The sequence below is a fragment of the Klebsiella sp. CSG-1 genome, from assembly GCF_056521145.1.
The window spans coordinates 23,723-40,697 of the sequence record NZ_JBWNLD010000020.1 but is presented as its reverse complement, the minus strand read 5'-3'; the positions used below and the strand labels follow the sequence as shown (position 1 = coordinate 40,697).

The following is a 16,975-nucleotide window of genomic DNA, read 5'->3' as shown; positions in this document are numbered from 1 at the left end:
AGCCGGTAGTGCCGGAGAAAATACCGGAAAATGTTTATCAGGTTATCTATCAGGAGTGCGGCGGTTTTGTAGAGTGCGAGGCTAATGCTCAAACAATCTATGACGCCTGCCGCGCCGCCATGCTCCAGGCTGGCAACTCTCCGGTAATTCCGGATGGTTCAGAGCAGCGAATTGCCGAAGCTGTAGAGCTGCTTAAAAGCGCCGCGCCGGCAATGCTCGCGGATGATAGCGGGCCTAATGGCCCGCTGGTTGGCAAGCTGAAGGCTCAGGTTGTTCCGGGATGGATTCCGGTAAGCGAGCGGATGCCGGAAGTGGGCGTGAAGGTCTTATGCTTCCCGGTGAAAGATGAGCCAATTCATGCAACTTTCAACGGTCAGCTATGGCTGCAGGATGTTTCATGGAGCGGAAGTGAAGAGCCTATTGATAACGTGATCCCTGTCAGTGTCACCCATTGGATGCCGCTGCCAGCCGCCCCGCAGGAGGTGAAAGGTGAATAACAGCATCCCGGAGGCTGTAGCCGTGGCAATGATTAATGCCGCCAGAGATATCACGGTGGCAAAAATTAACGCCAAAGGTGCGAAGTTCGACGGTTATACAACCTCAGTAAACTGGTTTGATCGTTCAATGAAAGAGGTGCGCGAAGCCGTTAAAACGGTGCTTCCTGACGTTGAGCGGGAGGTGAAGTGAAAGCGAATAAGCTGAAGCGTCGCCGCTGGCGGCGCATGCGGGACGACCTGGCATGGTTCAAAGCTGAAGCGGAAGACTGGAAGCAAATAGCCCTTGAGCATGCTGATGAAATCGCTTTGCTACGTAGCCAGCAATTGCGTGTGCCGATGCCGGTAATTGTACCAGGAGAAATATACAACCAACTTAAAGGAGTGATGCAGGACCACCAGCTATGCAAAAGTTGTAACGACGGCCTGCGGGGTGGATGTTCATCCTGTTCGTATAGTGGCAGATAACCGGTTGCAGCCGGTTTAGTGGAGATAAAAACGCATGGGACAACTGGTAACTATCTATGACTGGGCATCTGGTCCAAACGGTTTTAAACAGCCTGTTAGTAAATCGGCCCTTAATAAAATCGCTAAGACGAAACAAACCTACCCTCCAGCCATAAAACAAGGTAAACGCTGGGTAGTAGATGAAGATGCTCGCTTTATTGGAATGGTGGGTAACGTAGATATTTCATCATCAATATCAGGTAAAGCCCGTCAGTTAGTGGAGAAAGCGCTAAATGGCCGCACGCCCCAGAAAGTATAACATTGATATTCCTAATCTTTATTGCAAGCTGGATAAGAGGACATCACGCGTCTACTGGCAATACAGGCACCCGGTGTCTGGAGTGTTCGTCGGATTTGGGACAGATGAGGATGCGGCGAAAATTGCAGCATCCGAAATGAATCGCCTGATCGCTGAACAAGAAACCCAGCAAACCTATGCCCTGATTGACATGGCCATTAAAGCCAAAACGAAGCATCTACCAGGGATGCGCGTGAAAGACTGGGTAAAAAAATACAACGAAATTCAGCTTGAGCGAATGGAAAACAAGGAAATAAAGAAACCCACTGTTGACTCCAGACGGCTTTGCTCAAAGGTGCTATATGAAAGAGTTCCAAATGTCAGAATCGCGGACGTGGATACAAAAGCGATTGCAACAATAATTGACGAGTACAAGGCCGAAGGAAAGTTACGCATGGCACAACTTATCAGGTCCGTTTTTATTGATATCTTCAAAGAGGCTCAGCACGCTGGAGAGGTTCCACCAGGCTATAACCCGGCGATGGCATCAAGAAATCCTGTCGCGAAAGTTAAGCGGAAGCGGTTAAGTCTGGACGAATGGAAAATCATTTTTGAAAGCGCATCTTCTATGCAGGCAGCGGCACAAAACTCAATGCTTCTCGCACTGGTCACAGGGCAGCGACTTGGGGATATTGTTAATTTAAAATTTTCTGATGTCTGGGATGGGCACCTTCATATCATTCAAAACAAAACAGGGTCAAAAATTGCCCTTCCGCTTACTCTGAGGTGTGATGCCATTGGAGTGACCCTCGGTGAAGTGATCTCGAGATGCCGGGATAGAGTGATCAGTGCATACCTGATTCATCATACTGTTCACCATGCGAATGGAAAACCTGGCTCGAAAATCCCCGAAAAATCAATTTCAAGATATTTTGCCACGGCCAGGGACTCGTCAGGGATTTGTTGGGGGGATGATGCGACGCCACCACCATTTCATGAACAGAGATCATTATCATCTCGACTGTATAAAGCACAGGGCATCGACGTCAAAACCCTCCTGGGTCATAAGACGGACACTATGAGTCAGAAGTACGCCGATGATCGGGGGCTGGACTGGAATAAACTAGATATCGCTACGTGAAAAATGAAGGCAAACCCTGCCGAGCCCACCGTATTTTTTACGTAGCGTTTTGGGGAAGAATTTTGGGGGAATATTGGAGAAAGAAAAATAACCTTCAATTTCAATAAATTATAAAATTGCGAATTGTTCCACAAGCAGGGTTCCGAGGTCAGAAACTAGCCAATAAAAACAGTCAGTTACATTAAGATCCTGACTGTTTTCCTTGAAGGCTGGCCGTTGAGTATTTGCGCGTCAATTCCAATAATGACGTTTGAATAAGCCTGAATCAGTGTCTGACTGGAAGCGACTGCCACTATGCGCCTTACCGCCCACCTCTACGTTCGTCTGCCCCTGCTGATTTCTATCGTTCTGGGCGTCGTCTGTTTTTTCTTGCTTCCGGCACACCTGGGGACCTTGCAAAGAGTGCTGATCGGCTGGAATACGCTGGCATGGCCTTATCTGATTTTTATCTGGATCCGCATGTTGATTACTGATGTATCGGGCATTCAGCGCATTGCCCGATTACAGGACCAAAGCGCGATGCTCGTGCTAACGATAGTGATTGTGGCCTGTGCGGCCAGCATCGTCGCCATTTTAAGCGAACTCTCCGCGTTGAAAGAGCTCTCCGGCACGCCGCGCGTAGTGCATCTCTTGTTGACGGTGGCAACCCTCATTGTCTCCTGGGCCCTCCTGCCCAGCTCTTTCGCTATGCACTATGCCCATCAGCACTACCTGCATCGGACGCAGGACGTCACCCCGATGATATTTCCTGAAAAGCCGGAGGACCCTGGATACTGGGACTTCCTGTACTACGCGTTTACGATTGCGGTGGCCTCGCAAACCGCCGATGTGGCCACCGGGACAACCGGGATTCGTCAAATCACGCTGCTACAATCGGTTATCTCCTTTGTGTTCAATCTCGCGATACTGGGTCTGTCGGTCAACGTCGGCGCAGGTCTGCTGAATTAGTCCCTCCGGATCCCGTTTCAACTGGCGCAACCAAAGCCGACTGTCGTTCCAACATGACGCGGCGGAGGCTGCCCTTCCCCCAGCCCCCTCTCCCAAGCGGCTCCTCAGGGTCAGCGTTACCTTTAAAACGCTTATTTTTGTGCGTTAGTCCACAATTTAATATTCCGCAAGGGCAATATTTACTTTTAAATAAATGTGCTGTTTTAGAGCCGCAGGTTACACCATACACTATGCCTGAACGTGCAATAGCGCCTGAAAATTAATATTCTTTTATAGCAATTAAAATATTTTACCTTTTAACCGCCACTAGCAGCGGCTGAAATTTAATAATTAAATCCCGTGCAATTTGTTACGGAAATTATATTTTAAAACACCAGGAATTAATTAATGAAAAAATCTTTATTGCCCCTTGCCATTGCGTCGTCACTTTCAATGGTGTCCACAGCCGTATTTGCAGATGATAAAACAGATGCCCCATCCAAAACCGTTACCGCCACCGACACCTTAGCTGGCATTGATTTTTATGGATATTTCCGTTCAGGCATGGGCGCCAGTGACGGCGGTGGTTCGATGAAAGACGCGACCGGCGGCAGCTTCGAGAAGAATAAACTTGGCCGTCTGGGTAATGAATTTGACACCTACGCTGAAGTTGGCTTTGGTAAAGAACTATATCGTTCAGGAAGTCAGTCTGTATATATTCAGACGATGATCAACATGTACGACGGCGATACCAATAGCAGCCACGAAAATAAGTTCGGCTGGGAAAATATGAATATCCAGTTCCGTAACTTCATGGGCCTTGATGAAACAACCTGGGCGGGTATTCGCCAGTATAATAAATACAGTATTGACGCCAACGACTACGATTACTGGAACCATACCAACGTCGGCGGCGGTATTGAAAAAATGAGTCTCGGTCAGGGGAAACTTTCTGTCGCATTCTTACATCGCGATATTGATGAAGATCTTTCTGCCTTTGCCGAAGGCGAAGTGGACGCTCAGCAGCTGATCGATTCCAATCAACTTGAACTCATGTATGACAGCCAGCCTCTGTGGGATGGCGCAACGTTAGCGGTGGGTTATAAATATCTCCACGCAGATGCTAACGATGAACAAGTCGAGCGAGCCAACCACGATTATGTCGATGGCCAAACCGCGATGGTGGTGTTGAAACAGCAGATCTTCGACAAAGGCGTTAACAATACGGTTATCCAGTATTATGGCAAAGGCTCGGCCCTGCAAGGCGTGACCTTCGGCGCTGCGGACACGCTCAATGGCACGGTTAAAGAGGGTGAAGGTTGGGCACTGCGTAACTACGGCACCATCCCGGTTGCCGCGGATTGGGATGTCAGCCATGCGCTGAACTATGCTGCCGCCAACGATGTTGAGCTGTGGAATGGTGATAAGGGCGATGCGTCAACGGCGTCCGTCAGCGCGAAAGTGACCTATCACTGGTCTGATTACACCCGAACGTATCTTGAAATGGGTTATTTCGACGACAAGAAAACGGTTAACGGGACTGACTACGATCGCAGCGGAGCAAAGTACACCCTTGCTCAGGCGCTGTCCTACGGTCGCGATAAGCCAGAATTACGCGTATTCGTCAGCCACTACGATAGCGACCGGGATAACTGGACGGATGCCAGCGAATCGTCCTTCAATAATGGTCTGGACAACGACACCTGGGCTGTGGGTATTCAGGCTAACGTCTTCTGGTAATCATGCACTGTCTACTGCGGGCGACTGGCATAAGCTGCCCGCAGTCGGCAAACCGGCGAAGGGTGCTGTCTGAGCGAATGCGCCGGGCAGCAAAGTCGCGGTGATAAGCCAGACCTGAACCACGCAAAGATGCGCCTGTCAGGGCGGCTCAGGCAGCCCTGTGCCAGCAGGAAAGATGGCTGATTTTATGACTTCTTATTGAGCATCGATTTTAAATCCGCAAAGGGATTATAGGTTGCGGCGGCCACATCCTTTTGCGCATCCTCCCCCGCCACCACTCGCGTGCCGTACTGGTCCGCCTCGGTGTATTTGGAGTGCTCATGGTCGTGGCAGTACAGACACAATAACTCCCAGTTGCTGCCATCTTGCGGATTATTGGTATGGTCGTGATCGATATGGTGAACCGTTAATTCGCGCAGGTTGGAATAGACAAACTCCCGCGAGCAGCGCCCACATACCCACGGATAGATTTTTAGTGCTTTTTCACGATAGCCGCTTTCCAGCCGGGCATAGTTTTTAGGGATCAGAGCCATTGGAGAGGTTACCTGTTACAAAGAGATAATGGGTTAGATAGTACCTCCAATCGGGTCCGCAAGGGAACAGAAGGCCTGATGAAAGCGCAACAGGCAACGGGCGAGAGTCTGGAAGCAAAACGGTGAGGCGCTCCCCGGCATCAACGTAAGACGGCCTTCCGCTTACCGCGGCCGCCTTGGTTTTGAATACGCGTCATTATAATCAGCCATCGCAAAATTCAGGCTAAAAGGTCTTTCGTTTTACATAACCTGCCGTTCGGCTGACTGCCGCTCCCCGTTGGCCGGCCCTTTCGCCGGATTATCCCTGTGGCGTAAATCCCCCTTTTTGACTCCTGCTATTGTGCTGGCTGACCGGGAATCTGGTGCATAAAAAAGCCAGCGATCTTGTATCGCTGGCCACATGATGATGCCCTGCTGCCGGACGCCCCTCTGCCAGCAGCGACGATTATCGATCGTTGAGACCATCCCGCCCGGGCTCTTTTGCCAGCACGCCACCTTCAATCTCACTCATAATCAGACTGGCCAGATTCTCCATGTGATGGACCTTGCCGCATTTGACAATGATCTGCCGCGCGTTGTCATATCCCGGCGCCCACAATCGGTTGTTCATGCGCACATCTTTATAGATAGCCACCAGCGGTTTTCTCCACGCTGCCGCCATATGGACCACCGAGGTATCCGGTGAGATAACCAGATCGGCATCGGCAATCAGCGCCATGGCGTGATGCAGCGTTTTGAAAGGGTTAATGCGAACCTTTTCTGGCAGCGGGAGTCGGATCTCATTGCGGTGATCGAGCAAAATGATCTGTACATCGGGATAGGCCTCCTGCAGTTTGCCGATGAGGGATGACAACTGCGCCTGCGACAGACTGCGGTCCGGATGCCCGGCAAAAATATTAATGATGACTTTTCGCCCGACAATCCCCGCCAGATACTGCCGGGTTTGCTGATAAATATCTTCTGGAATATGGAGGTCATAGCGCTCCAGATGTTTTTTATCCAGATTCAGATGCTCGGCGATAAACGTATAGGTTTTGCTGACATGCCAGTTTTCACAATCAAAATCAAAGGATTTTGAATAGTGATTAATAGATGCCCATTTATTAAACCCCAGGACCGACTTTGCTTTTATTTGCCGCAATAACAGCATCCGGTGTATGGGCATGTCGAATAAAGAGGGATCGATAACAATGTCATACTTATTATTCGCAAGCTCATTAATAACGGACTCAGGAACATTATGGGTAAATTTATGCAGGAAATCACCGGAGGCTACATTCTCAGCCTCATAGATCCGGCGAATACCCGGATGATACCGCATCACCTGGCTATTCGATTTTGTCAGCAGGAAATCCACGATAAATCCAGACTGATGAAGGCACTTAACCAATGCAGAATCGACAACCACATCCCCGATAGCGCCTTCATTGCGCATCAGCAGCACCGTTTTTGCCGATGACAAATCCGGCTCATGACGCGCAGGGCTATCCCACAGCGTTTTTGCGATATAAACCCGTAAGGCGTTACGCACTCTTTTTGTAAAATAATTACGGCGCCTGTTAAGTTCCCTTATTTTTTTAAACTTCTTCGGGGATACCCGCACCGCTGTGTTATCTATCATCATATCCTCGTAACCACAATTAACCGCACTACTATCGATTTTGTTAAGGACTCAATAAAATGAGAAAAGTTCTATTGCTTAATAAATTCTTTCCATTTTGTCGTGAGGAGTGCTTTGGCCAGCGATAAATTGAAGAGAATTTGCTTAAATTATGAATTAAATACGAATAATCCGATGAGAAGATATGAATTGGCCCTCACCGTTCGCGGAGGTATTGATCGTTGAGCATCATGTCGTTTATCCCTCTCCTCTCAGGTCCACATTCACCGCGCAAGCAATCAGAACAAAATGCTCCTACGGGCTCCGTGGGTTCTCATCAGGCGTGAAGAAGATTATGCTGACGGCTTTGTCATGCTGGAAAGATTGAGATGAACATGCCGGAAAAACGCAACACCCACCGTCAGCTGCTCGCGCTGCTTGAACAGCATCAGGCACGCTATCGCGTCGTAGAACATGAGGCCGTGGGGAAATGTGAGGCCGTGTCGGAAATTCGCGGTACCGCTTTGGGCCAGGGCGCAAAAGCGCTGGTCTGTAAAGTCAAAGGGAACGGCGTGAACCAGCATGTGCTGGCGATCCTCGCCGCCGATCAACAGGCAGACCTGTCACGCCTGGCGCAGCATATCGGCGGCAGCAAGGCGTCGCTGGCCAGTCCGGCGGAAGTCGATACGCTCACCGCCTGCGTTTTTGGCGCCATCCCACCGTTCAGCTTTCATCCGGACTTGCGGCTGATTGCCGATCCGCTGCTGTTCGATCGCTACCCTGAAATTGCCTTTAACGCCGGCCAGCTGGATAAATCCATTATCCTCAACACCAGGGATTATCTGCGCATCGCCCGCCCGGAGCTGGTCGCCTTTCGCCGCGAAAGCTGAGGTGTGATAGTACGCCGCCACGTAAAATTGTGCAGATGCCTGAATACGCGGTCGTTCGTCAAAAAAAGCCTGTCTATTCACGCTATTACGCGTAAAGTAGACAGGCTTATTATTTTGGCAAGGATCTCCCTTCATGTTCGATACAACCCTGTTTATTCTGCTGGGGCTGGCCGCGCTGGGTTTTATCAGCCATAACACCACCGTGGCCATTTCTATCCTCGTTTTAATCATCGTTCGCGTCACGCCGCTCAACGTCTTTTTCCCGTGGATTGAAAAACAGGGGCTGACGATCGGGATTATTATTCTGACCATTGGCGTCATGGCCCCCATTGCCAGCGGCACGCTGCCGCCGTCGACGCTGCTGCACTCGTTCGTTAACTGGAAGTCGCTGCTGGCGATTGCGGTGGGCGTATTCGTCTCATGGCTGGGCGGTCGCGGCGTGGCGCTGATGGGGTCGCAACCGCAGCTGGTCGCCGGGCTGCTGGTCGGCACGGTCCTTGGCGTAGCGCTGTTCCGCGGCGTACCGGTTGGCCCGCTGATCGCCGCTGGCATCATTTCACTGTTTATCGGGAAGTCGTAACCAGACTCGCCAGGTAGCGCCCTGGCGTCTGGCCCAGCCCCTTTTTAAACATCGTAATAAACGCGGTCGTCGAGTCATATCCCAGCGTTTGCGCGGTCTGCTGGACCGTTTGCCCACGAATCAACATCTGCAGGGCCAGGATCAGCTGCAGCTGATGTCGCCAGCGGCGAAAGCTCAGCCCGGTCTCACGCACCACCAGCCGCGCCAGATTCCGTTCGCTCATCGCAAATTCCGCCGCCCACTGCCCCAGCGTCTGCCAACGGGCCGGATCAACCGCCATGAAATCCGCCATCTGGCGAATCTTCGGATGGGGGGAAACCGGCAACTGCAGATGTTCCTGCGGCTGTCGTGGGAGCTCATCGAACAGCACCTGTACCAGCCGTTGAGTAGTCGGATGGGCAAACGCCTCCCCGTGACGTCCGGCGAGGGTCAGGATAAGCTCGCGAACCAGGGGAGAAATTTTTAAGGTACAACAGTGCGCCGGCATTGGCGCAGCATCCGGTTCAATAAACAGAAAACTGATTTGCGCCCCCGGCGTGGCGCGGTTGCTGTGGGGCATCTGACCCGGTACCCACACCGCGTACTGCGGCGGCACCATCCACATAGCGTTCTCCACCTCGCAAGTGAGCGCTCCATGCAAGGCGAGGATCAGCTGGCCTTTGCGGTGCTGATGGCGAGGGATGAACTGCTCGTCCTCCACCACCTGAATGCGAAAAGCGAGGGCCGATTCATGGCCGCTGTCCGGATCGTAGCCATCCAGGCCAAGTCCTATCATGATTTTGTCCGATATTAGCGATAATCTGTCATTTTAGCTTGATTTAAACCATCGGCAAACGCGCTATTGTAGCCGCCCTGTTTACTCGTCAGAGATTGCCATGAGTTCTGTTCTGCCTTCTACCGGCCGCCGTCATCTGCTGCTGATTGCCGGGATTTTATTGATTGCCTCCACGCTACGCGTGACTTTTACCGGCGCAGCCCCGCTGCTGGACGCCATTCGCGCGGACTATGGTCTCTCCACCGCACAAACCGGGATGCTCACCACATTGCCGCTGCTGGCCTTTGGCCTGGTATCGCCGCTAGCGGCAGGCGTCGGTCGCCGGCTAGGCATTGAGCGCAGTCTGCTGGTCGCGTTAGTCCTTATTTGTCTGGGTATCGGATTGCGTTCGCTTCCTTCCACCGCCTTACTGTTCGGCGGTACGGCGATCATCGGCTGCGGAATTGCGCTCGGTAACGTTCTGCTGCCAGGTCTGATCAAACGCGATTTCTCACAGCATGTTGCGAGGATGACCGGGGCCTACTCGATCACTATGGGCGGAGCGGCCGCGCTGGGTTCAGCCATGGTGGTGCCGCTGGCGCTGGCGGGTTTCGGCTGGCACGGCGCGCTCTTGATGTTAATGGTCTTTCCGCTGCTGGCGCTGCTGGTATGGTTACCGCAAACGCGCAAGACCGCGACTGCGCCGCTCACCGGTTCCGGCGCCATGCACAATCGCGGAATCTGGCGCTCCGCGCTCGCCTGGCAGGTCACGCTGTTCCTCGGCATCAACTCGCTGGTCTATTACGTTATTATTGGCTGGCTGCCGGCCATTTTGCAGAGCCTTGGCTACAGCGAGGCGCAGGCGGGCTCTCTGCATGGTTTGCTCCAGCTGGCCACCGCGGCCCCCGGGCTGGCGATTCCGCTGATTCTTCATCGCCTTAAAGACCAGCGCGCCATCGCGGTCATTGTGGCGCTGATGTGCGCCATCAGCGCCTGCGGGCTGTGGTTCTGGCCGGGACAGGCGGTAGTCTGGACGCTGATCTTTGGTTTCGGTTCGGGGGCGACCATGATTCTGGGATTGACGTTTATTGGCCTGCGCGCAAACTCTGCGCACCAGGCAGCGGCCTTGTCGGGGATGGCACAGACCATCGGATACCTGCTGGCCGCCTGCGGACCACCGCTCATGGGGAAAATTCATGATGCCAACGGCGACTGGCAGATCCCGCTTATCGCCGTGGCGCTGATTTCAGTCGTCATGGCGCTGTTCGGCGCACTGGCCGGACGCGACCGGGAGATAAACGGATAGCGCTTTGATAAGCCGCCATTACGATGGCGGCAATATTTTCCTGCTCGCCCGCGCTGCCGGGGTGATACCGGCAATGCGGACTCAATCCAGTAAGATTAACCGGCGCTGAGATTACTGGCTTGCGGCATGTAAAAACGCCTGCACCAGCGGTGCGGGACGCCCTTCGAGGGCATGACGTTCATGCTGAAACAAGGTCGCCACAAAGAACGGATGTGTGACCAGTTCCACCGCGCGAATCTCCCCCTCTTCATCCCATCCGGTTACCCGCAGCTCCCCCTGCTCCAGTTCACGGGCAAAGCTGTCGGCGATACCGTAGTTGCAGTGGTAGCCCTCTTCAATATGATCGCGACCGTACGCACGGGCAATCAGGGTATGAGCGCGCAGCTCAATGGTGTCTGACTTTTCAACCAGCGAGCAGCTGAGCGGCGCTATCACCATCCGTCCTTCGGTATCGGTTTCAGCATGTGCCGCATCCTGCCAGCCCATCACGTTTCGCGCATATTCGATTATCGCGTGCTGAAAACCACCGCAGGTTCCAAGGAAAGGCACGCTGTTTTCGCGCGCGTAGCGAATGGCGGTAAACGCGCCTTCGGCATTTTCGTACGGACTGGCGGGCACGACCCAGATAGCAGCGTAATCTACCAGCGCATCGGCATGATGAATATCACGAGTTGCCAGCCACTCATAGCGCACGGGCAGCTCCAGCACGGCAGCAGCATCGTCGATAGCCAGGGGGATAGCTTTATGGGCAATCACGTCAGGATTGTAGTCGCCAACCAGGGCAATACGCAGGGGGGTGTTCATAGCAGGATCCTTATGTCAGAGCGATTTTCGGGCAACACAAGGAGCCTCAGATTAGCGATCTCCGTCGCGGAACACAACCCCTGTTTTCACCACGGCAGAAGGCCATTCGTGCTTTCGGATTGCTTTGTGCGCGGGTAATTTCCCCGCGCAGGCGCTATTGTATAGCGCCGAGGAATAATGATGGACCGCCTATGAAAAGCAAAATTTTGGTCAGCGCCTGCCTGATGGGTTTTCAGGTTCGCTATAATGGCAGCCAAAAAGCGCAGCTTGCCGACGCGCTGGCGCGCTGGCAGCGCGAAGGTCGGCTGGTAATTCATTGCCCGGAGCTGGCCGCCGGGCTGCCGGTCCCCCGACTGCCGGCCGAAATCCTTCACGCCCAGGGCGCGGATGTCATGCAAGACCGCGCGCGTATCGTTGAAAGCGACGGTCAGGACGTCACCCCGCACTATCAGCTGGCCGCATGGCTGGCCCTGCGCGCCGCACAGGATGCCGGCTGCGAGGCCGCGTTGTTAACCGATGGCAGCCCGACCTGTGGCAGCCAGTTTATTTACGACGGGACGTTCAGCGGGCAGCGAAAGCCGGGCTCAGGCGTGGCGGCGGCGCTGCTGCGTGAACACGGAATCGCCGTTTTTTCCGACCAACAGCTGCCCCAACTCCTCGCCTGGATGCAACAGAGAGAAAATAGCGATGATTCACTGTAAACGCGTTTATGATCCGGCAGAGGCCGGCGACGGTTACCGCGTCCTGGTCGACCGACTCTGGCCGCGCGGGATGAAAAAAGAGGCTTTGCGCTACGATGAATGGTGCAAATCGCTCTCGCCCTCTTCGGCGCTACGTAAAGCGTTCCACGGCGAGGCGATCGATTTTGCCAGCTTCAGTCAACAGTATCGCCAGGAACTCGACGCCCGGCGTGACGAAGGATTACGTCTCGCCGGACTGGCTCGCCAACAGCCCTTAACCTTGCTGTATGCCGCCAAAGATACCCGGCAAAACCATGCGCTGGTGCTGGCTAACTGGCTTGAGAATCTACCGGTTACGGCTTAGCGGGGTGATCCCGGCGCCACAGTTCCCATTCATCGAGGGTTTCCCCGCCGGGCAGCTTACAGTCGCTGCGCACGCCCTGCGGCGTCTGAACCGGAATCAGACTACCGCCTTTTTGCGTACAGTAGACGGAAGCCGGGTTGGCCATGCCGATAGTCTGCGGCGGCGGCGGGGCATCCTGCGGCTGCGGCTGCTTCGCGCATCCGGCCAGGGTCAGCGGCAGTAGCATTATCATCCACTTCATTTCTGCTCCTTCTTTGCACAGAGCAGGTATTTGCCCTGATTCTTCATGGTTTCTCCATTTTAACTACACTTTTGCCCCGTAGAGTAGCGCTTGTTCTCGAACTGACCAGAGAACAGATCATTCCATAATCAATGAGTTTTCCCCGTCGCCCCCGACGGGGCTTTTTTCCCCGCTGCGATCGCAGGTATTCCCTTCATTAATGTGTTAAATTTGTTGTATCTATGTTTACTCTTCGTTGGTAGCCGTTTTCCAGCATAAATGACTGACGGCCCCACCCGCGATCGGGAGCCGTACATTCATGTCAGATTTTATTCTTGCTCGCGTCTCGCAAACGCTCGCCAATGAACATTCCCTCGAAATGTTAGTCAGGCAGCTGCTAGAGATGCTGGAGCTTGTGACCAGAATGGAGTCGACTTATCTGACTCGTATTGATTTAAAAGCGCAGCGCCAGCTGGTCCTGTACGCGCATAACAGCAGCGAAATGCAGATCCCGGAAGGGTTTTCGGTGCCGTGGAATGAGTCGCTGTGTAAACGTGCAATCGATGATAACTGCCAGTTCAGTAACGATGTCAACACCCGCTGGCCGTCGTGCATCGCCGCTCAGGGCATGGGTATTATCACCTTCTTCAGCATTCCCGTGCGCCTCGCCGACGGTTCGCTGTACGGCACATTGTGTGCAACCAGCCGCAATAAGCAGCCCTATAACCTCGAAGGCGAGCAGGTGATGGAGCTGTTTGCTAACTTAATTTCTCACTATATTGAGAAAGAGACGCTGGTTGATCAGCTTCGCGCCGCCAACGTCGCGCTGGAAATGCACTCCTATACCGACGAGCTGACCGGCTTAGCCAATCGCCGGGCGCTGTTTAAGCATCTGTCGTCAATGTTTCCCCGCGAGCGCGAACGGCAGCGCAATCTGCTGATGATCTTTATCGACCTCGATGATTTTAAAGCGATCAACGATCGCTTTGGTCATCAGTGCGGCGACAGCTTTTTGATCCAGATTGGCGAACGGCTGAAGGCGAATATTCGCCAGGGAGACCTGGTGGGGCGTCTGGGCGGCGATGAGTTTTTGGTCGTCGGCACCGAACTGGACACTGTGCAACAACAGTCCTTTGTTGCGATCCTGCGAGAGGCCTTACGTGGAGTTTACTTTCTGGGTGAACACCGAATTAACTATCCCGGTGCCAGTTTTGGCGTCACTGAGGTGAATCCGCAGATTCAGGATGTCGAAAGTGCGCTGCGCGCTGCGGATGATGCGATGTATCAGGATAAAAAGTCCCGTCGGCGCGATTCCTTTCTGAATATTGATTAAAACCTGACGGCGATATCCAGTATGATAGCGAGGTTTTCCGGTAAGCTGTGGCGATGTAATGCAACGGCTTAATGGTTTTGTGGCAGGACAGGTCATATTTTTAGCTTCAGGGGTAACATCATGAGATTGGGTATTCTTTTCCCGGTGGCCATTTTTATCGTCGCCGTTGTTTTTCTCGGTTGGTTTTTTGTCGGCGGCTACGCGGCTCCGGGCGGCGCGTAATGAAAAAAAGTACCATTCTGATGATTATCATCGCGATCGTGGCCCTGGCCGGCGTTCAGTTCGGCTGGTGGTAGCGCCTGCGGCCGGGGATCATTCGTCAGAGCGTTATTGCGGAGTTATCCTATCCACTCAATAAGTTAACGCTATACACTCACTTCATCAGCCGACTCCGCAAGCTCTTTGCCCGCGGACGGTGGACAACGGAGAAGTGAGAAATGAAAAAACCGATCGTGTTATCGTTGATTCTTGCGCTATGCACGCTGTTATCGGGATGTATTGTTGACGACGGCTATCACCACAGGCACCACCACCATCATCATTATGACGGCCGCGGCTGGTGACGAAAGGGTTAAACAGGGCGAACGCGCGTTCGCCCCATAGTCTTAGTCCTGACGGTCAGAACCTAAAAAGAAGAAACCCAGCGGGATGGAAAACAGCAGCGTGAACACGATGCTGTACACGGTCACCATCGCCCCCTGCAGGAAAAACATCGATGTGCTCCATTCGGAGTACGGCATATTGTATTCGCTAACGACCCCGCCAAACGTTGCGCGGCCCACCACGGTAAGCGCGATGGCAAACACAATCCCTATCGACAAGAAGAATTTCTTGCTGTTTTTGTTACTGATGAGCTTTTGCAGAATCATCCGGGTTCCCTTTTCTCTGACCGATAATCGGCTGTATATGTAACATTAATGCAATAAAAACTGAAGGGTTTTTGTTACAAGCCAGAGGATATCGCTATCAGGCCGGAATCACGACCGGCCTGCGGTTTACGATTGCAACGTTGCCAGACGCGCAGCAAAACCGACAAACACCAGACCAATCAGACTGTTGCCGATTTTTGCCAGTTTCTTTCTGGTCTTCACGTAGCGCGTCACGAACGAACCGGACAGGATCAAGAAGCTCATGTACATAAAGCTAATCACTTCCAGCGTCAGCGCGAGGATAAAGAACGCCAGCCCGGGCGTTTTCGCGCTAACGTCGATGAACTGCACGAAAAAAGAGACATAGAAAAGAATGGCTTTAGGATTCGTCAGGCTAAGCGTCAGCGAGCGTTTCAGAATCGCGCTTCCCGGTTCAGCTCCGGCGTCCGCGTGCCCTTCCCGCTGGGTCAGAACGGAATAGAGCATTTTGCCCCCCAGCCACAGCAGGTAAATCGCCCCCAGATAGCGAACGATATTAAACAGCACCGGCGTGGTCTTAATCAGGGTCGCGACGCCGGCAAACGCCAACAGCATCAGCACAGCGTCGCCGATAAACACGCCAGCCGCCGCCAGATAGCCCTTTTTAACGCCGTGTGCAATACCGGTTTTCAGAACAAAAAAGGTATTAGGGCCGGGCACCAGGATGATAAAAATAGCGCCGACCAGATAGGTCAGATAATTCAACACACCAAACTCAGCGAACACGCTGCACTCCTTCGCTTTCAACAAAAAACATGATCGCGCTCACGTTAACGCAACTGCCGCGATTTTGAAAGCGCTTACGGTGCTTGTTGGCTTAGTAGAGTGAGCCCTCGCCCAGCGGGCGGGTTTTGAAACGCCGATGTACCCACAGATATTGCTCCGGCGCGCGCAGAATCTCTTTTTCAATCACCCGGTTGATGTAGCTGGCCGCATCCTGTTTATCTTCACCAGGATAGTCATTCAGCACATCGCTGATGTACAAGGTGTAACCTTTCCGGTCCATCTTGCGCACCATACTGATGCTCAGCATCTTCGCACCGGAGAGACGCGACAGGACGTAGGTACCGTTTGTCGTCGCCGCCTGAGGGACAGAGAAGAACGGCGCAAACACACTGCCTTTCGGGCCATAATCCTGATCCGGGGCGAACCATACCGCTTCGCCGGCTTTCAGCGCGTGCACCAGACCAGATAAATTACGGCGATCGATCATCGCTTTATTCGAACGCAGGCGTCCGCGGGTTTGAACCCACTCCATCAGCGGGCTGTTGTGCGGGCGATAGGTCGCCATCATTGGCCGACACAGGCCCATGGTACGGCCACCGAGTTCCAGCGACATGAAGTGCACGCCAACGACCATAACGCCCTGCCCGGCGCTTAATGCTTTGCTCAGATTCTCAAAGCCTTCAACGTCGAACCATTTTTTAACCCGCTCGTCGCTCCAGAACCAGGCCATACCGGTTTCGATAAGCCCCATCCCCAGCGACATAAAATTCTGCTCAATCATCTTATCCCGCGCTTGCGGCGACATGTCCGGAAAACAGAGTTCAAGATTGCGGCGGGCAATATGTTCGCGGCGCTTAAGGAAGCGGCGCGACGCCTTTCCTGCGCTGGTGCCGATGATATGTAACAGAGGATAAGGCAATTGCACGATTAACCAGAGAATGGCCAGGCCAAACCAGGTCCCCCAGTTGCGAGGGTGCAGAAGACTTTTATTAAAAGCGCAAGGCATGATTTTTCCTGTAAACGTCTATAAATGAGTAGCGCTTAAGGAAAAAACGAAGTCCATTCATCAGTCGTTAGGCGGTACGTATAGCAACTATGACAATAGTAATCCGGCTAAATTCACTCCGGCAAGTAAAAAACATCCCCGCGGTGAAAAAAGCATAATACCCTCACAGTTGTAACAGAATGTAAAATAAAAAAGAAGATCTCATTACAAATATTTACTATGGC

The 16,975-nt window shown here is 53.0% G+C and carries 23 protein-coding genes; 15 read left to right on the top strand and 8 right to left on the bottom strand.

All coding sequences use genetic code 11. The features are described from left to right. The 7 genes from AC007G_RS27125 to AC007G_RS27095 form a co-directional block, all read left to right on the top strand. Positions 1-497: DUF551 domain-containing protein (locus tag AC007G_RS27125; protein WP_479466738.1), on the top strand; the 497-nt coding region annotated here is incomplete at its 5' end. Beyond that, a complete protein-coding gene (locus AC007G_RS27120; RefSeq protein ID WP_479466737.1) occupies positions 490-687 on the top strand; it encodes a hypothetical protein in 198 nt (65 codons plus the stop codon). The genes AC007G_RS27125 and AC007G_RS27120, both read left to right, overlap by 8 nt. Continuing rightward, the gene (locus AC007G_RS27115) at positions 684-962 is read left to right on the top strand and encodes a hypothetical protein (protein WP_479466736.1); all 279 of its coding nucleotides are present in this window, start codon (positions 684-686) and stop codon (positions 960-962) included. The genes AC007G_RS27120 and AC007G_RS27115 overlap by 4 nt, the downstream gene beginning before the upstream one ends. A gap of 34 nt (positions 963-996) precedes the next feature. Further along, positions 997-1,260, top strand: a complete 264-nt coding sequence (locus tag AC007G_RS27110; RefSeq protein WP_479466735.1) for an excisionase — start codon at positions 997-999, stop codon at positions 1,258-1,260. Further along, positions 1,235-2,380: a phage integrase Arm DNA-binding domain-containing protein gene (locus AC007G_RS27105; protein ID WP_479466734.1), complete on the top strand. Its 1,146-nt coding sequence runs from the start codon at positions 1,235-1,237 to the stop codon at positions 2,378-2,380. The genes AC007G_RS27110 and AC007G_RS27105 overlap by 26 nt, the downstream gene beginning before the upstream one ends. Before the next feature lie 294 nt (positions 2,381-2,674). Next, positions 2,675-3,328, top strand: a complete 654-nt coding sequence (locus AC007G_RS27100) for a DUF1345 domain-containing protein (RefSeq protein WP_032688227.1) — start codon at positions 2,675-2,677, stop codon at positions 3,326-3,328. 387 nt (positions 3,329-3,715) lie between these two features. Continuing rightward, positions 3,716-5,047 (top strand): carbohydrate porin, encoded by a 1,332-nt coding sequence (locus AC007G_RS27095; RefSeq protein ID WP_032688228.1) that lies wholly within the window; start codon positions 3,716-3,718, stop codon positions 5,045-5,047. Positions 5,048-5,232: 185 nt separating this feature from the next. Here the strand turns inward: AC007G_RS27095 and yajD are convergent, their stop codons facing one another. Together yajD and AC007G_RS27085 are read right to left on the bottom strand one after the other, a co-directional pair. Further along, complete coding sequence (yajD, locus tag AC007G_RS27090) at positions 5,233-5,580, bottom strand: HNH nuclease YajD (RefSeq protein WP_032688230.1); 348 nt, start codon at positions 5,578-5,580, stop codon at positions 5,233-5,235. A 445-nt stretch (positions 5,581-6,025) separates the two neighbouring features. Beyond that, complete coding sequence (locus tag AC007G_RS27085) at positions 6,026-7,201, bottom strand: glycosyltransferase family 9 protein (protein ID WP_032700278.1); 1,176 nt, start codon at positions 7,199-7,201, stop codon at positions 6,026-6,028. A gap of 368 nt (positions 7,202-7,569) precedes the next feature. On the opposite strand from AC007G_RS27085, the gene AC007G_RS27080 reads away from it, so the two are divergent. Next, positions 7,570-8,070 (top strand): YbaK/prolyl-tRNA synthetase associated domain-containing protein, encoded by a 501-nt coding sequence (locus tag AC007G_RS27080; RefSeq protein ID WP_032688232.1) that lies wholly within the window; start codon positions 7,570-7,572, stop codon positions 8,068-8,070. A gap of 133 nt (positions 8,071-8,203) precedes the next feature. Next, entirely contained in the window at positions 8,204-8,650 is a 447-nt protein-coding gene (locus tag AC007G_RS27075) for a DUF441 domain-containing protein (protein WP_004860772.1), read from the top strand. Here AC007G_RS27075 and AC007G_RS27070 read toward each other — a convergent pair. After that, positions 8,634-9,428 (bottom strand): AraC family transcriptional regulator, encoded by a 795-nt coding sequence (locus AC007G_RS27070; RefSeq protein WP_164673306.1) that lies wholly within the window; start codon positions 9,426-9,428, stop codon positions 8,634-8,636. The two genes, AC007G_RS27075 and AC007G_RS27070, sit on opposite strands and share 17 nt — an antisense overlap. A 97-nt stretch (positions 9,429-9,525) precedes the next feature. Between AC007G_RS27070 and AC007G_RS27065 the strand changes: the two genes are divergently transcribed. Beyond that, positions 9,526-10,710 carry a CynX/NimT family MFS transporter gene (locus AC007G_RS27065; protein ID WP_064385049.1) on the top strand — a complete coding sequence of 395 codons (1,185 nt, stop codon included), beginning with the start codon at positions 9,526-9,528 and terminating at the stop codon, positions 10,708-10,710. 111 nt (positions 10,711-10,821) lie between these two features. On the opposite strand, the gene AC007G_RS27060 is transcribed toward AC007G_RS27065, so the two are convergent. Continuing rightward, positions 10,822-11,514 carry a CTP synthase C-terminal region-related (seleno)protein gene (locus AC007G_RS27060; RefSeq protein ID WP_032688240.1) on the bottom strand — a complete coding sequence of 231 codons (693 nt, stop codon included), beginning with the start codon at positions 11,512-11,514 and terminating at the stop codon, positions 10,822-10,824. Between the two features lie 191 nt (positions 11,515-11,705). Here AC007G_RS27060 and AC007G_RS27055 point away from each other — a divergent pair, with 191 nt between their 5' ends. After that, positions 11,706-12,215: a 2-thiouracil desulfurase family protein gene (locus AC007G_RS27055; RefSeq protein WP_032700247.1), complete on the top strand. Its 510-nt coding sequence runs from the start codon at positions 11,706-11,708 to the stop codon at positions 12,213-12,215. Continuing rightward, a complete protein-coding gene (locus AC007G_RS27050; protein ID WP_032688243.1) occupies positions 12,202-12,558 on the top strand; it encodes a DUF488 domain-containing protein in 357 nt (118 codons plus the stop codon). The genes AC007G_RS27055 and AC007G_RS27050 overlap by 14 nt, the downstream gene beginning before the upstream one ends. Here the strand turns inward: AC007G_RS27050 and AC007G_RS27045 are convergent. Continuing rightward, a complete protein-coding gene (locus AC007G_RS27045) occupies positions 12,548-12,799 on the bottom strand; it encodes a putative hemolysin (RefSeq protein WP_032688245.1) in 252 nt (83 codons plus the stop codon). The two genes, AC007G_RS27050 and AC007G_RS27045, sit on opposite strands and share 11 nt — an antisense overlap. 298 nt (positions 12,800-13,097) lie before the next feature. Between AC007G_RS27045 and AC007G_RS27040 the strand changes: the two genes are divergently transcribed. From AC007G_RS27040 to AC007G_RS27030, 3 genes are all read left to right on the top strand, one after another. Then, complete coding sequence (locus AC007G_RS27040) at positions 13,098-14,111, top strand: sensor domain-containing diguanylate cyclase (RefSeq protein WP_064793034.1); 1,014 nt, start codon at positions 13,098-13,100, stop codon at positions 14,109-14,111. A gap of 120 nt (positions 14,112-14,231) precedes the next feature. After that, the gene (locus AC007G_RS27035) at positions 14,232-14,333 is read left to right on the top strand and encodes a YoaK family small membrane protein (protein WP_004101234.1); all 102 of its coding nucleotides are present in this window, start codon (positions 14,232-14,234) and stop codon (positions 14,331-14,333) included. Positions 14,334-14,548: 215 nt separating this feature from the next. Continuing rightward, entirely contained in the window at positions 14,549-14,674 is a 126-nt protein-coding gene (locus AC007G_RS27030; protein WP_088911622.1) for a hypothetical protein, read from the top strand. A 42-nt stretch (positions 14,675-14,716) separates the two neighbouring features. Here the strand turns inward: AC007G_RS27030 and AC007G_RS27025 are convergent, their stop codons facing one another. The 3 genes from AC007G_RS27025 to lpxP all read right to left on the bottom strand — a co-directional run bounded on the left by AC007G_RS27025 (position 14,717) and on the right by lpxP (position 16,751). Further along, complete coding sequence (locus AC007G_RS27025) at positions 14,717-14,980, bottom strand: DUF2534 family protein (protein WP_004860746.1); 264 nt, start codon at positions 14,978-14,980, stop codon at positions 14,717-14,719. Between the two features lie 126 nt (positions 14,981-15,106). Then, on the bottom strand, positions 15,107-15,745 hold the full coding sequence (leuE, locus tag AC007G_RS27020; RefSeq protein WP_032695767.1) for a leucine efflux protein LeuE: 639 nt from the start codon (positions 15,743-15,745) through the stop codon (positions 15,107-15,109). A gap of 91 nt (positions 15,746-15,836) precedes the next feature. After that, a complete protein-coding gene (gene lpxP, locus AC007G_RS27015) occupies positions 15,837-16,751 on the bottom strand; it encodes a kdo(2)-lipid IV(A) palmitoleoyltransferase (protein WP_032688289.1) in 915 nt (304 codons plus the stop codon). Positions 16,752-16,975: the final 224 nt, after the last annotated feature.